Raw genomic sequence first — 14,635 nt, forward strand, 5'->3', positions numbered from 1 at the left:
GTTAGAAGAAGGCAAAAAGAGAAATGCTACCAACACCGTGAATGGAGCTTTTGTCCTCCTTATACTCAGGTGTATTTGCGATGAACGTTAAACTCGCGCCAACTTGTTGAATATACCAAGCCGCACCAACTACAGCGGTCGCTTGGAGATTTTGCAAGTTAACTTGGTAATATTCTGCTGGGTGATCCAATCCGTTTAAAGGCCTATCTCCTTCGATGGTGATGTCATTGAAGCGATAGCGTCCTTCTACACCTCCGAAGAGAAACCATCCAGTATCCGAAGCACCAATCATCCCTGCGGAAAAAGGGTTTTCTGCACTGATTTGAGCACTGCCAAAGTTGCCTGCAAGATCGGTCCCCCAACGCATCATGAAACCTGTCGAAACATCACTACGAAAGTTACCAACATTGACCTTTGAAACGTTAGAAAACTCAGCGTCAGTACCAGCGTAGCTGCGATAGCGTGTCAAATTAAAATGCGATTGGTAGCCAATACTACCGACGATTTTGTCTTCTACCTGGTAGGCCCATCCGTTAGGTTCGTCAGATTTAGTGATGCTGTGCACTAACTTTTGCGCTTTTTCAGAAAGCGCAGCATCGCCAATGGTTCCAATAGTTAAATTTGCCCGCGTGGCTTGTTGGGGATGCAAACTAATATAGTTAAGCTCGGTGTGTAAATACCCAGCGTAAGGTCGTTCATTCGGCTCTGGTTTGGTAAGAGAAATCTCCGAAGGAGTCCACATTTTGTGACCGATAGTGATTTCCCATTTATCTAACGGAGCTGTTCCCCAGATCGAAAGGCTGAGTGGTTTAGCCCACCAATATGGAGTAATCGCCTCTGAGGTGTAGCTTAAAAATAAACCATTGGTGTAGTCGCGATCTACGCCAAACACACCATCGTTGTCGAGGTTAAAAGCAACGGTTGCGTGTTGAGAGGCCAGCGCAGAAGCACTGAGTAACGTCAATGGAATAATGTGAAATAACTTCATACGGACACTGCAGAATATAGACAAGCTCTAATCATATAGGAAAGAATCGCTATTTAGTTGATTAATGGGCAATTGAATCAAAATAAATGTGGTAGCCGTAACATTTGTGACCGATGGATTACACATTTTTGATCTCTGAGAATAAAAAAAACCCCACTCACCGAGCGGGGCTTAACTACTTTGCTAGTAATTTAACTGAAATTATAGAGATTCAGTGAAAGTACGCGCAATAACGTCAGCTTGTTGTTCTGCAGTCAGTGAGTTAAAACGCACAGCATAGCCAGATACACGAATGGTTAGCTGAGGGTATTTCTCAGGGTGTTTAACCGCATCTTCAAGAGTTTCGCGATTAAGCACATTCACGTTTAAGTGTTGACCACCTTCAATGCCCGCTTCATGGTGGAAGTAACCATCCATAAGGCCTGCAAGGTTTGCACGTTGACTTGCTTCTTCTTTGCCTAACGCATTTGGAACGATAGAGAAAGTATAAGAAATACCATCTTGCGCATCAGCAAACGGTAGTTTCGCTACTGAAGTCAATGATGCTACTGCACCTTTTTCATCACGACCATGCATTGGGTTCGCACCCGGTGCGAAAGGCATGCCAGCACGACGACCGTCAGGTGTGTTACCTGTTTTCTTACCATATACCACGTTTGAAGTGATAGTCAGGATAGACTGAGTTGGGATTGCATCACGGTACATCTTAAGTTTACGGATTTTGCCCATAAAGGTAGAAACAAGTTCACATGCAATGTCATCAACGCGGGCGTCATTGTTACCAAATTTAGGATAATCACCTTCGATTTCGAAATCGATCGCTAGGCCATCTTCGTCACGAATTGGCTTAACTTTTGCGTATTTGATTGCTGATAGAGAGTCAGCAGCAACAGACAGGCCAGCAATACCACATGCCATCGTACGTTTAACGTCACGATCATGCAGTGCCATTAGCGCTGCTTCATAGCTGTATTTGTCGTGCATGTAGTGAATGCTGTTTAGTGCAGTCACATATTGCTTCGCCAACCAATCCATGAAGTGGTCCAATTTTGTCCATAGTTCGTCATAGTCAAGATACTCACCTGCGATCTTGTCCATTTTAGGACCAACTTGGATTTTCAACTTCTCATCAACACCACCGTTGATAGTGTAAAGCATTGTTTTGGCAAGGTTTGCACGCGCTCCGAAGAACTGCATTTGTTTACCTACAACCATTGGCGATACACAACATGCGATAGCATAGTCGTCAGAGTTCATGTCTGGACGCATTAAATCGTCGTTTTCGTACTGGATAGATGAAGTATCGATAGATACTTTTGCACAGAAACGTTTAAAGCCATCAGGTAGCTGCTCAGACCAAAGTACAGTGATATTTGGCTCTGGAGAAGGACCCATAGTGTATAGGCTGTTTAGGAAACGGAAGTTAGAACGTGTAACGAGTGTACGGCCGTCAAGACCCATACCACCCATTGATTCTGTTGCCCAAATTGGGTCACCAGAGAATAGTTCATCGTATTCAGGAGTGCGTAGGAAACGAACCATACGCAGCTTCATTACGAAGTGGTCGATCATTTCTTGAGCTTGTACTTCAGTGATTTTACCCGCTTCTAGATCACGTTGGATGAAGATATCTAGGAAAGTCGAAGTACGGCCTAGCGACATTGCTGCACCGTTTTGTGACTTAACAGCAGCTAGGTAGCCGAAGTAAGTCCACTGAATAGCTTCTTGTGCGGTTTCTGCTGGGCGAGAGATATCAAAACCGTATTTTTCAGCCATTTTTTTCATTTGGCCAAGTGCACGGTGTTGTTCGGCAATTTCTTCACGAAGTTGCATCGTTGCCGTTAGGTCTTCGCCGTTCTCAAAACGCTCTTGTAGCGAAGTGAATTGAGCAAGCTTATCCTTCATTAGGAAATCAACACCGTAAAGTGCTACGCGGCGGTAGTCACCAATGATACGGCCACGGCCATAAGCATCAGGAAGGCCAGTCAGAACACCAGACTTACGACACGCTAGGATATCAGGAGTGTAGATGTCGAAAACGCCAGCGTTGTGAGTTTTACGGTATTCTGAGTAGATTTTTGAAATCATAGGGTCAAGAGTTCTACCGTATGCTTTGCAAGAGCCTTCCACCATACGCACACCACCGTTAGGGATGATAGCGCGCTTAAGTGGCTTCTCAGTTTGTAGACCAACGATAGTTTCAAGATCTTTTTCGATATAGCCTGCATCGTGAGCAGTGATGGTAGAAATAACGTCAGTATCGAAATCGACAGGGGCCTTAGTCGCGTTTTCCTGTTTGATACCTTCCATTACTTTAGCCCAAAGCTTGTTTGTCGCTTCAGTACCTTCAGAAACTAGGAAAGATTCGTCACCTTCATACGGCGTATAGTTCTTTTGAATAAAATCACGAACGTTAACTTCATTTTGCCACTCACCTGCAGCAAAACTTTCCCAAGCTTTAGCAAATTGCTCTGCCATGACATACCTACCTTTTTAGTAGAAAAAACACGCACTGTCTTCACTGTTGAGCCAGTTATCCTCGAAAGGAGCAGTACACTCTATTAATACAATATCTATATTCACACTATTCAATTATCTGAATATAGATATTGTGCTTTGAAGCCTTGAATACAAGATTAGGCTAAAATTTTTTTGTAAACCTTAAACTAAATCAATAAAAGTTAAACTTTTCAAATAAAGTTTGGGTAGTGCGAGCACTACCCAAATTAGTATTAGTCGAATCTCATTATAGCCAAGCTTTTAAACCGTATTGGTTTTCAAGCATACCAACCGCAAGCATAGCAATTAAACAGATGATCAGCACACCACCTGGAATGATGATTTTGTCGACAAAAGACAGCTTTGATGCACGTTCTTTGTCGCCAATCAGGCCATTATTGTCCAGTAGCATGGTCAATGCCCAAGCCAGAACAGGGTTCACCACAGCGCTACCAAAGATACAAATGCCCGCTGCTTGTGAATCTTTTGTGTTTCTTACCATTTGCATACCCGCTTCTAGTAAAGGAAGAAATACCCCTACTAATAGAGCAATACGCATTACTGGCGGCCAAACCGCTACGTCCATTGGGAAGCCAAGGATAGCAATAGTCATGACCAATAAGCCTAAAATGATGGCACCACCAGGAATTGGGCGTTTAGCAATCGCCGCTGGGATCATATACGTTCCCCATGACGATGTGATATTACCACCACCAAGTGCTGTACCTACCATTTGACGAATTGAACACATGGTCATTGTGTCATCAACATCCATCAGTACTTTTTCAGTTCTCTTCGGATAGTTCAACTCTTGGAAAATTCGGTGACCAAGGAAATCTGGTGACCACATCGCAACGGCCAAAATAGCAAAGGGCAATGAAGCGATAAAGTGTTCTACTGTTGGCAAACCAAGCATCCAACCTTCAGTGGTTGAGCCCCACCAGTAAACAGGATTAAGGTTAGGTAAGCCCATCTGAGTTTCAAATTGAAGATCAAAGCCAGTACCGAATAAAAGTGCAATCGCAAGGCCTGTCATTGCACAGACAGGAATTGCCAACCAACGCATGTTGATTTTTGCAAGAAATGCATACAACACAATATTGACACCTAAAACCACTAGGCCAACGTAACCTAAGCTGCCTGCGGCGACATCGGCCGATTGCAAACTGGTAGCCCAAGTTTGGATAGAACCAATTTGACTCATTGTTCCGGTAAAGCCGAGGAAGATAAGCAACCCGCCTGCGGTTCCCTCGGAGGTTAGATTGACCAGTTTCGAGCCTCCTTTAAAGTAACTTAAGAGAAGACCAAAAACGCCAAGCAAAATTGCCAATGCCAAAGGGTGTGCACCAGCTAATGCGATTGAGCCGATAAGAGGGATCATTGGGCCATGGTTGCCAGCTAAGTTGGCTTTTGGGTTTAAGAAACCAGAGGCAATAACACAGAAGAAGAGGGCAGGAAATAACATCTCTACACGTGCAACTTCAATCGCGAAGTCTTTACCTAGATGAATGTGATCCCATGCTTGGGTTAGGCCATCAGCCCAAGACATCATTACCGCTGAGTACATGGCGATAATGCCGATTGTACCCGCGATAGCTGGTACAAAATCTTCAAGTTCAAAACGGAAGTCACGACCAGGTAAGTTCAAACCAAAGCGACGGGGCTTCATGATCTGCAGTTCGTGGTCTAGGTAATCTGAACGGCTTGCAAACTCAGATGCTGGACGATGCAGCTCTTTATAGCTTTTCGTCTCGATTTCTGAGCGCTCATTGTTGACTACGTCTGGCATAGATTCCTCATATTTGTAAAAGTTAGTAATTCGTACTGAATCCTAGTAATCCGCGAAGAAGCGGTAATGTTTTTAATTGAATATGTAGCACATCTCATATGTGCTTGCATAACAACAACTAAAAAAAGTGTGTGGTTATTTATACAACCTTATCTTTGCTCGCGAGTTTATCTTGCTTATCCTTTAGGGTGATTGATCTTGATCACTTTAAGAATAAATGTGAAAGAAAACTACAGCAGCCTAATGAAAACAGGAGGTTGAGGCGTTACTTACTTGAAATAATGTTTCATATTGTGATGTTTGTAAAAGAGTTTCAATGATATTAATGACCTTAAATATCCTATGAATCTAGGTGTACTTTATGCCTGCATAGGTTGTCGATTTTTAAGTTTATGTTAATAGAATGAATTAAGTGTTAATCGCTTGGTGTGCCATTTATATGCGCCATATGGAGAAGTATTGGCTAAAATGTGAATTTTTAATCAGATAAAATAACTAAATATCCTTATTTTATAGGTTAATAATTTGTTGCATGTTTTTGGTGTGAATGCTAGTTTGTATCAAAAATGGGAGTTGGAATACTCTGCAGTAGCAAATACAGGGAGTTAAGCGCATGACTGATGTACTGGCGCTGAATATTAAAGAGCTGCACAAAACCTTTGGTCAAAACCAAGTACTAAAAGGAATCTCACTAGAAGCTCGTAAGGGTGATGTGATCTCCATTATTGGTTCTTCTGGTTCGGGAAAAAGTACCTTTCTTAGATGCATCAATTTACTTGAAACACCAACCTCTGGTGATATTTGGGTCAATGGTGAACTCATTCAAATGAAAAAAAATCGGCAAGGTGAAGCTTCACCTGTGAGTGAAAAGCAGGTGCAACGAATTCGCTCACGCCTTGCTATGGTATTTCAGGGATTTAACCTTTGGTCGCACATGACGGTGTTAGAAAACGTTATTGAAGCACCAATTCATGTGTTAGGAGTACCGAAAGCACGAGCCATCGAGAGTGCTGAGGTGCTGCTAAAAAAAGTCGGCCTGTATGAACGTAAAGACTATTATCCTGGACACCTTTCTGGTGGGCAACAACAACGTGCGGCGATTGCTAGAGCGTTAGCCGTAGAGCCAGAAGTTATGCTGTTTGATGAGCCCACTTCCGCACTTGATCCTGAATTGGTCGGTGAAGTGTTGGGTGTTATGAGAGACTTGGCAGAAGAAGGCCGTACTATGCTGGTAGTGACTCATGAAATGGCCTTTGCTCGCGACGTTTCAAACCATGTGATGTTCTTGCACCAAGGTTTAGTGGAAGAGCAAGGAGACCCTGCCATCCTGTTCATCCAGCCTAAATCTGAACGTTTAAAACAATTTATATCCTCTATTTATTAATGTATTCATTGCGTTGTGGTGTTCACCACGACATAAATATTAAGCAAAACCAACACAAACACAACATGATAAATAAATAAGATCTCAATCACAGGAGTATGGAAATGAAAAAGTGGTTATTAGTTGCAGCCGTTGCCGCTAGTGCAATGACTGGCATGGCCCAAGCGAAAGAATGGAAGACGGTTCGTTTTGGTATAGAAGGGGCTTATCCTCCTTTTAGCTGGACAGAGGCTGATGGATCTCTCAAAGGCTTTGATGTTGATATGGCCAATGCGTTGTGCAAGGAGATGAAAGTGGAATGTAACATCGTTCCACAAGATTGGGATGGCATTATCCCATCACTGCTCGCACGTAAATATGACGCGATTATTGCAGCCATGTCGATTACCGACGAGCGCAAGAAAAAAGTCGATTTCACTGGTAAGTACGCATTAATTCCCAATAAATTTATCGCCAAGAAGGGAGCTGCGTTGGATTTTTCTAAAGAAGGTCTAAAAGGGGTGAAAATTGGTGTACAACGTGCAACAACGCACGATAAGTATCTTACTGATAATTATGGCGATGCAGTTGAAATTGTCCGCTATGGTTCATTTGATGAAGCCTATCTTGACCTAGCCAATGGCCGTATTGCGGCAGTATTGGGTGATGCCTCTGCATTGGAAGAGGGTGTGCTTAACAAAGCGGGCGGCGAAGCGTATGAGTTCGTCGGCCCATCATTAACCGATCCGAAATGGTTTGGCGATGGTTTTGGTATTGCGGTTCGTAAGCAAGACAAAGATCTCACTCAAAAACTTGATATGGCGATTAAATCTCTTCGTCAACAAGGGATCTACCAACAAATTGCGGCCAAATACTTTGATTACGATGTCTACGGTGAATAAGCTGTAACATCATATCTTACCCATATAATTAGAAGGTGAGAGTGGGCCGAGCATATGAATATGTTTATCGATCTCTCTGTAATTAGGACTGGTTAGCTCAGTTGACTCCACCTTCTCAATTATGATGGGAATCCATTGATTCTTAACGGCTGGATCCTAGTTCCAGAAGTACCCAGTCGTTAAATTCTCCAGGGACTAGGGATGAATTATGTTGGACCTACACGGCTATGAAGCCTCAATTTTGAAGGGAGCGGTGCTGACCATTGAAGTTGCCGTGCTCTCTTTATTACTTGCCATGTTACTTGGCATGCTAGGTGCACTAGCCAAGCTTGCACCTTACCGTTGGGCAAGAGCCATTGCCACCCTTTATACGACCATCATTCGCGGTATTCCAGACCTTGTGTTAATGATGCTTATTTTCTTTGGCGGTCAAATTTTGTTGAATAATAGCCTTTATTCAATCAACGAATGGCTAAACAGTTGGTTTATGGCAAGTGACCCGAGCCATGAATGGACCGCTTATCTCCCCGATTATATTGATGTTAGCCCTTTCATTGCAGGGGTGCTAACCATAGGTTTCATTTTCGGTGCCTATATGGCTGAAACCTTTCGTGGCGCTATTATGGCGGTTGATAAAGGGGAGATGGAAGCGGCGAAAGCGTATGGTATGAGTTCCACGTTAGCATTTAGACGCATTTTGCTTCCTCAAATGGTCCGTCATGCGTTACCAGGATTTGGTAACAACTGGTTAGTATTGCTCAAAACGACGGCACTTGTTTCCATTATTGGATTAGAAGATATGGTCAGAGTCAGCTCACTCGCGGCGGGTTCGACAAAAATGCCATTCACCTTTTATATGGCTGTTGCAGTGATCTTCCTTTTCTTTACCAGTGTATCAACTGGTCTTCTCAAATTGGTTGAGCGCAAGTTCAGCATTCACACGAGGTAAATATGGATTTTTCCCTTATTACTCAAAGCCTACCAATTTATTTTAGTGGGCTGTGGACAACGGTTTGGCTGGTGGGGTTGTCGTTAATCATCGGTTTGAGCCTTGCCATCCCCTTAGCGATTGCTAGAAATAACCACAACTATTTTATTCGTACTCCAGCATGGGCTTATACCTACTTTTTTCGTGGTACACCGTTATTGGTCCAGCTTTATCTCATCTACTATGGAATGGATCAATTTTTCCCGGTGAAAGATACCTTGTGGGAAAACGCTTGGTTTTGCGCGTTGGTTGCTTTTGTTCTCAATACGTCCGCCTACACGGCTGAAATTATTCGCGGCGCGATCAATGGATTGCCGAAAGGCGAAGTTGAAGCGGCGAAAGCATACGGAATGAGTACTTGGAAAACGTATCGACGAATTATTCTACCGAGTGCGTTAAGGCGCGCACTGCCCGCTTATAGTAATGAAGTTATCTTCATGCTCCACGGCTCTGCGGTTGCTGGTATTGTTACCATTATGGATTTAACGGGAGCTGCGCGTTTAGTGAATTCTCGTTATTATGCCCCATTCGAGTCATTTTTAACCGCAGGTTTGTTCTATATGGGCTTGACCTTCATTATTTTGTTCTGCTTCAAACAGGCTGAAAAACGCTTCTTAGCTTATTTGCGCCCATTAAGCTGAAGGGCTGCGAGTAGCACGTGCGAGTTTGTTTCTATAATCAAGGCATAGATTAAAATAAGAAGCGCGCTGAATGCGCGCTTCTTATTGGCACTTTACTTTCTGTTCCTACAAAGAAAAACTGGACCAAATTGGCGCGTGATCAGAAGGTTTTTCTATTCCACGAAGCTCATAGTCGATGCCGACCTCTTGGCATTTTTCTGCTAGGTTCGGGGTCGCTAAAATGACGTCGATTCGCAGCCCACGGTTATCATCAAAGCCGCGTGAGCGATAATCAAACCACGAAAATTGATCATTTACATCCGGATTTAACTGACGGAATGTGTCAACAAAACCCCAGCCGATTAAAGTTTGTAACCATTCGCGCTCTTCAGGTTGGAAAGAGCATTTTCCCGTTTGCAACCAGCGTTTTCTATTGGCTTCACCAATCCCAATATCCAAGTCGATAGGGCTGATGTTAATGTCTCCCATCACAATTATTTGTTCGTCAGGGGAATGATGTGTCGTTAAGTAACCCATTAGATCTTTATAAAACTGACGCTTATAGGGGTATTTTGTTTCATGGGAAATATTCTCCCCTTGAGGAAAATAGCCGTTGAGTATGGTTGTTTTTTGGCCGTTGTCATCTTCAAAAGCGGCCATAATCATGCGTTTTTGATGATCTTCATTATCGCTAGGAAAGCCTTTCTGTACTGAAATGGGTTCCTTTTTGCACAACATGGCGACGCCATAATGTGCTTTTTGACCATGAAAATAGACGTGGTAGCCCATGGCTTCAACCTCCTCAAGAGGAAAAGCGTCATCGTGTACTTTGATTTCTTGAAGTCCAATGACATCAGGTTGATGCTTATCAATAATCGCTTGCAGTTGATGAAGGCGAGCTCTCAACCCGTTGATGTTAAAACTGATGACTTTCATATAATTCTGAACCTCTTGGTGTGTCTGGTAATTTGTTGTAATTTATAGGTTTTAATTCTTTTTAATATGCGGAATTACTCGTTATTTAACGATCTAATCTGACCGCCGTCGCCATTTTTAGGCGCTATATTTTCCTATCTGCAATCGGATTTAAGCGTATTACTTCTGACAGATGATTTGGAGAAAAGTGAGCATAAATCATCGTGAGTTCAATCTTCGAATGTCCTAGCGCTTGTTTCAAGTCAAGAATATTACCATCTTTACGCATGAAATCGTGATTGTTTGAACTTATAGCCATTCGTTGTTTCCACGCCCACGATCTATACCAACTCGATTTGCACGGTAATGTGCAAAATCTCGCTGAGTGAGTTGTGAAGCGATTGGTTCATTAAGAGCGTTTATGATGTCAGTCATCCGTTGGTATGTGTGAGAGCCCGATTTAAGGCCTTTCCCATGGAGATTGAACCATAAATCTAGCATGTCACTTAATCTCCTATGATCAGGTTTATCACCCAGCCAAGGCTTATCGTCCACATTTCGCATGGTGAACTTTTCAAAAGCGGCAGCTTCGCCTTTGGTGGCGAACGACTTACGCACGGGCTTACCTCTGCGCCTGTTTGGGTAGCATTCACATAACCAAGGCTTTTTGGAACCATCTTTTAAGTTTCGGATAGACATGGAAAACTTCGAGGAATTTTGTGTATTTGGACAGTATTAATTTTGTTGCATTATTTCAATGTTCAATGTCAGATGTTTCAAACAAAGTCCTATTTTGTAATGCTATTTGATACTGAACGGTTTAATATTCACGGTTATGAAATTTCTTGAGAGTTACATATGAAGGCACTTCTTTCGATAAAACCTGAGTTTGTTGAAAAAATTCTTTCGGGTGAGAAGTTATTCGAATACAGAAAAGCTATTTTCAAGCGTCCAGAAGTTAAGTCAGTTGTCATTTACTCAACGATGCCAGAAGGTTTAATCGTAGGTGAGTTTGAAATTGGAGAGATTTTGGCAAAGCACCCAGAAGATTTATGGGAGCAAACCAAAGACGCATCAGGAATCAATAAACAATTTTTTGATGAATATTTTTTAGACCGAGAAGTAGCTTATGCTATTGAGATCAAGGAGTTTAAAAGATACGAAACACCGATTAATCCTTACGAAATAGAAGCTGGCTTTAAGGCCCCTCAATCATTTAAATACATAGAACCATCATCTGAGTTATGTATCAGTTGATATGGCTAGAACTGATGATGTTGGTAAGGAAACCATGAAAAAAGTGGTGTTTGTATCGGGAGTACACGGTTCAGGTAAGGGTACTTTGTGCCATGCGTTAAACAACTTATTAGGTATTAACAGCTATTCAGCGAGCAGCCTGATTAAAAGCAATTCAGATTACATTGAAGACAGCAAATTCATCGATTCCGCAGATAAAAATCAAGCCGCTCTGATTCTAGGGCTTTCAAAGCTAACTGATGATAAATTGCTGCTTGACGGGCACTTTTGTTTACTCAACAAAAGCAAAGAAATCGTTAAGTTGGACTATTCTGTCTTTGATGCAATGGAACTTTCTTTAGTGGTTTATGTTGAATGTGAACCAGTAGAGTTAAGCCGACGTCTGATGACGAGAGATGGTGCCGATTTTTCAGTTGATTTGCTGCGTTCATTTCAGAATACTGAATATGAACACGCTCACAGCTTCTGTCTAGACAGGAATATACCACTAGTTAAGTTTCATTCTGGAATAGATGAAACATCGAACATTGTTGATGAAATAGAAAATTTATAATTAACTGAGGATGTTTAATGGCTAGTAGTTTCGGATTTTGGTTGGAAAAACAAGACTCTTTTCAGAATAAGCCTTTAGGTATCAATTCAGAATTGCATATAAATTACTGGGCTCTTCCCGACGAAAATATTCATTATATAGATATAGGTGTTAAATTAAACAACGTATTTAAGGATGATCAGCTATCTTCTAAGATAACGGGCGTTTATTTTTACTTACCTTTTGAAAAGAAATATGTTGAATATGATGGTGAGTTGGGAACTATAGTTTGTAAAGATAGCGAACTGTTGTCAGCTATTTTTAATAGTTATGTGACAGATATCTCATATGTTGCCGGTTCGGGTATTTATAAGATCACTTTGCCGGGCGGCAAAGATATGAATTTTTTTACTCAAATTGATGAAGAAAATGGTGATGGGGAGTCTGGGGTAAAAATCGGGGAATTAAAAGATAAAAGAGAAGTTGGTGTTAAACTGTTCTTTCCCATAAAGTTATTTACTCGAGCGATTGACGAAGATATACCTACTTACTTTAGATTTAGAATAAAACTATTAAATATAAAAGCTTTAAGCCGTATATCCAATATTACTAAGACCAAAGTTCCGACTTTATTCGGTGATTTTTCTAAGATAGAAGTGATAGATTTTAGAATTAATGAAGCTAGAAATTTACCTTACAAGATAAGAGAAAAAATTATCGATTTTGAATCTATTAATGTTATTCATTTCTTTTTAATTAGAGAAGCTATATCTGAATTTAAAGTTTCGCATTCCAATTATGAGAGATGTAGAGTATTAGAAACGGAACTTTGGGATAAATATCTAGATATTGATAATACTAAGTCTCAAAAGTTAATTTATCACTGGAAACAAAAAACGCCTGGGAATCCTACCGAAGATGAATTAAATGAGAAAAATCGGAAAGGTGATAAATCAGATTTATTCATAAATCACTTTTCTGCTTTTGCTAAGTTTTCGTCAAACACGATACCTTGGAAGGCTATCGTTATTGCCGTAGTATTCTCTATTTTAATTGGTGTTGCTTCTGGCCTCGCAACTAATACGCTCTGGGAGTATGCAAAGCCTTCCACTACGAATGGCTTTTTGCCAACAGACGATGAAGGAAATTCTTGTGATGTTAATAAGCTACCAAAACTTACCCCTCAATTCACATGTAGAATGTATTGGCCTCTAGTAGAATAAACAGGAAATTGAAGTGACAGATATTATTATAAAACCATCATTTAAAATCGAGTTAGCGGGTCCTAATTTCGATGTAACAAAGATAGTTCCAGCGTTAGAGTCTGTTGCTCCCTTGTATCCTGAATTTAATAGTTGGTTTAAAGATAAGTTTCTATCAAGTTTCTACAAAGGTAAGCGGGACATACTTCTAGCCCATAATGGCGATAAGCTTTGCGGTCTTAGCTTGCTTAAAAGGTCACCAGAAGAAAATAAGATTTGTACTTTCTATGTTATGCCTGAGTTTCAAGGTAAAGCACTTGGTAGTCAGTTGATGGACAAATCACTAGATTACTTTCAGGGAAAAGATGTATTAATCTCAGTCTCGAATGAAAGGATAGCTGAATTATACCCAGTGCTCGCGGCTAAAGGATTTGTTCTCGATGAGTGTGTTGAGCATATGTATCGATATGACAACATTGAGCATTTTTTCAAAACTAAATAAAAAAGCACCACTAATGTGGTGCTTTTTGTCATTTCAATAAGAATCGACTATCAACTTCGCCAAGTTCTGTGATGATATCGAATTGTCTATCTGAGAGCTTCATCACTCCCCAGTAATCACTTCTATTTAAGCCAGCAATATCCGCTAATTGTTGTCTATTAGGGCGCTTGTTAAACGCGACGTTGTAAGTAAAGTTGATAATAAAAGGATACTTTTTCTGTCTATAGATATTAGTCAGTTCTGGTTCATCAAATATGCTGAATTTTAGGCAGTACTTAACAAATTCTTCTTCCGATTCAAAGCTATCTATATGGCGCACGCCTTCGACAACGCAAAGAGAAGTGGCTACCGATCTAAATTCAGCTGGTCCTTGACCATCCCCCGTTCGATAGATAACGATTGTATCTCCGCGTTTGAAATCTAACACTCTATCCATTGCACAGATATATATCTTATGGATGCTGTTAGAGTGTGAGATGTCACGCACTACGTTTGGAGCTTCAGAGTGGAGTTTTGAGTCAGGAAACAGCCTTGTATGGAACATCGGATAAATACTAAGCATGTACTTATCGTTGCCTTTCGTTTGAACAAAAGGATAGTCCTTGTCAACGTCGCCCGTTATCTTGTTCAAATCGCGAAGCAGAACGGTTTCGCCACCTTTAGTACCGTATTTTTCAAAACCATAACGTTTGAAAAGCTCAACTAGATAGCTATGCTTTTCTGCAAAAACAGTGACATAAATGTCTTCAACTCGCGATGGAGAAGCTAACGCGTAGTCGAAGATTTTCTTTAAATATCTGTCACCACGGCGGGTTTGCTTTGGATTGAATTTAAATGTACCAACTTTCATGTGCTGTGTGTCTGGCAACAATGGAGTAGTGTCATCGCCGGGACCATTTTCATATTTACAGTACAGGAAGCCTTCGATAAGTCCGCTGTCGTTGTAAAGTACAAGTGCGTTATTGGTTGCCTTTTTTAAAACCCATTCATTGAAGCCTGCATAGTCTTCTTTTAGCGTATCAAAAAAAGGGTCTTCCAGATTTATCTCTGAAAATTTTTGGATCTTCAAATTTTCCAC

General features: G+C 41.2%; 13 protein-coding genes and 1 pseudogene. 8 read left to right on the forward strand and 6 right to left on the reverse strand.

The genetic code is table 11. The features are described from left to right. Position 1: 1 nt before the first annotated feature. From CCZ37_RS04825 to CCZ37_RS04835, 3 genes are all read right to left on the reverse strand, one after another. Positions 2 to 988, reverse strand: coding sequence for a lipid A deacylase LpxR family protein (locus CCZ37_RS04825; protein ID WP_208613929.1), 987 nt, complete (start codon positions 986 to 988; stop codon positions 2 to 4). A 201-nt stretch (positions 989 to 1,189) separates the two neighbouring features. Then, positions 1,190 to 3,466, reverse strand: a complete 2,277-nt coding sequence (gene pflB, locus CCZ37_RS04830; RefSeq protein ID WP_010319218.1) for a formate C-acetyltransferase — start codon at positions 3,464 to 3,466, stop codon at positions 1,190 to 1,192. Positions 3,467 to 3,734: 268 nt separating this feature from the next. Beyond that, positions 3,735 to 5,276: a DUF3360 family protein gene (locus tag CCZ37_RS04835; protein ID WP_094499894.1), complete on the reverse strand. Its 1,542-nt coding sequence runs from the start codon at positions 5,274 to 5,276 to the stop codon at positions 3,735 to 3,737. 613 nt (positions 5,277 to 5,889) lie between these two features. Between CCZ37_RS04835 and CCZ37_RS04845 the strand changes: the two genes are divergently transcribed. From CCZ37_RS04845 to CCZ37_RS04860, 4 genes are all read left to right on the forward strand, one after another. After that, positions 5,890 to 6,660, forward strand: a complete 771-nt coding sequence (locus CCZ37_RS04845) for an ABC transporter ATP-binding protein (protein ID WP_094499895.1) — start codon at positions 5,890 to 5,892, stop codon at positions 6,658 to 6,660. A 104-nt stretch (positions 6,661 to 6,764) separates the two neighbouring features. Continuing rightward, positions 6,765 to 7,541, forward strand: coding sequence for an ABC transporter substrate-binding protein (locus CCZ37_RS04850; protein WP_208613930.1), 777 nt, complete (start codon positions 6,765 to 6,767; stop codon positions 7,539 to 7,541). A gap of 208 nt (positions 7,542 to 7,749) precedes the next feature. After that, entirely contained in the window at positions 7,750 to 8,490 is a 741-nt protein-coding gene (locus tag CCZ37_RS04855) for an ABC transporter permease (protein ID WP_010319215.1), read from the forward strand. 2 nt (positions 8,491 to 8,492) lie between these two features. Continuing rightward, positions 8,493 to 9,170: an ABC transporter permease gene (locus CCZ37_RS04860; RefSeq protein ID WP_094499897.1), complete on the forward strand. Its 678-nt coding sequence runs from the start codon at positions 8,493 to 8,495 to the stop codon at positions 9,168 to 9,170. A gap of 105 nt (positions 9,171 to 9,275) precedes the next feature. Here the strand turns inward: CCZ37_RS04860 and xthA are convergent, their stop codons facing one another. Both xthA and CCZ37_RS19290 read right to left on the reverse strand, forming a co-directional pair. Beyond that, positions 9,276 to 10,085: an exodeoxyribonuclease III gene (xthA, locus tag CCZ37_RS04865; RefSeq protein ID WP_094499898.1), complete on the reverse strand. Its 810-nt coding sequence runs from the start codon at positions 10,083 to 10,085 to the stop codon at positions 9,276 to 9,278. Between the two features lie 327 nt (positions 10,086 to 10,412). After that, positions 10,413 to 10,763, reverse strand: a pseudogene (locus CCZ37_RS19290) (phage integrase); the annotation flags it as partial. A gap of 159 nt (positions 10,764 to 10,922) precedes the next feature. On the opposite strand from CCZ37_RS19290, the gene CCZ37_RS04875 reads away from it, so the two are divergent. From CCZ37_RS04875 to CCZ37_RS04890, 4 genes are read left to right on the forward strand one after another with little or no spacing between them, the layout of a single operon-like run. Next, a complete protein-coding gene (locus CCZ37_RS04875) occupies positions 10,923 to 11,321 on the forward strand; it encodes an ASCH domain-containing protein (RefSeq protein ID WP_094499900.1) in 399 nt (132 codons plus the stop codon). Between the two features lies 1 nt (position 11,322). Then, entirely contained in the window at positions 11,323 to 11,874 is a 552-nt protein-coding gene (locus CCZ37_RS04880) for an ATP-binding protein (protein WP_094499901.1), read from the forward strand. Between the two features lie 17 nt (positions 11,875 to 11,891). Further along, on the forward strand, positions 11,892 to 13,076 hold the full coding sequence (locus CCZ37_RS04885; protein WP_094499902.1) for a hypothetical protein: 1,185 nt from the start codon (positions 11,892 to 11,894) through the stop codon (positions 13,074 to 13,076). Positions 13,077 to 13,089: 13 nt separating this feature from the next. Then, positions 13,090 to 13,557, forward strand: coding sequence for a GNAT family N-acetyltransferase (locus CCZ37_RS04890; protein ID WP_157729199.1), 468 nt, complete (start codon positions 13,090 to 13,092; stop codon positions 13,555 to 13,557). A gap of 28 nt (positions 13,558 to 13,585) precedes the next feature. On the opposite strand, the gene CCZ37_RS04895 is transcribed toward CCZ37_RS04890, so the two are convergent. Then, entirely contained in the window at positions 13,586 to 14,635 is a 1,050-nt protein-coding gene (locus tag CCZ37_RS04895; protein WP_094499904.1) for an N-acetyltransferase, read from the reverse strand.

It is taken from the genome of Vibrio qinghaiensis (assembly GCF_002257545.1).
GTDB lineage: Bacteria > Pseudomonadota > Gammaproteobacteria > Enterobacterales > Vibrionaceae > Vibrio > Vibrio ordalii.

Coding starts and splice junctions, on each gene's coding strand:
- CCZ37_RS04825 (WP_208613929.1), bottom strand. CDS start 988: ATGAAGTTATTTCACATTATTCCATTGACGTTACTCAGTGCTTCTGCG.
- pflB (WP_010319218.1), bottom strand. CDS start 3,466: ATGGCAGAGCAATTTGCTAAAGCTTGGGAAAGTTTTGCTGCAGGTGAG.
- CCZ37_RS04835 (WP_094499894.1), bottom strand. CDS start 5,276: ATGCCAGACGTAGTCAACAATGAGCGCTCAGAAATCGAGACGAAAAGC.
- CCZ37_RS04845 (WP_094499895.1), top strand. CDS start 5,890: ATGACTGATGTACTGGCGCTGAATATTAAAGAGCTGCACAAAACCTTT.
- CCZ37_RS04850 (WP_208613930.1), top strand. CDS start 6,765: ATGAAAAAGTGGTTATTAGTTGCAGCCGTTGCCGCTAGTGCAATGACT.
- CCZ37_RS04855 (WP_010319215.1), top strand. CDS start 7,750: ATGTTGGACCTACACGGCTATGAAGCCTCAATTTTGAAGGGAGCGGTG.
- CCZ37_RS04860 (WP_094499897.1), top strand. CDS start 8,493: ATGGATTTTTCCCTTATTACTCAAAGCCTACCAATTTATTTTAGTGGG.
- xthA (WP_094499898.1), bottom strand. CDS start 10,085: ATGAAAGTCATCAGTTTTAACATCAACGGGTTGAGAGCTCGCCTTCAT.
- CCZ37_RS04875 (WP_094499900.1), top strand. CDS start 10,923: ATGAAGGCACTTCTTTCGATAAAACCTGAGTTTGTTGAAAAAATTCTT.
- CCZ37_RS04880 (WP_094499901.1), top strand. CDS start 11,323: ATGGCTAGAACTGATGATGTTGGTAAGGAAACCATGAAAAAAGTGGTG.
- CCZ37_RS04885 (WP_094499902.1), top strand. CDS start 11,892: ATGGCTAGTAGTTTCGGATTTTGGTTGGAAAAACAAGACTCTTTTCAG.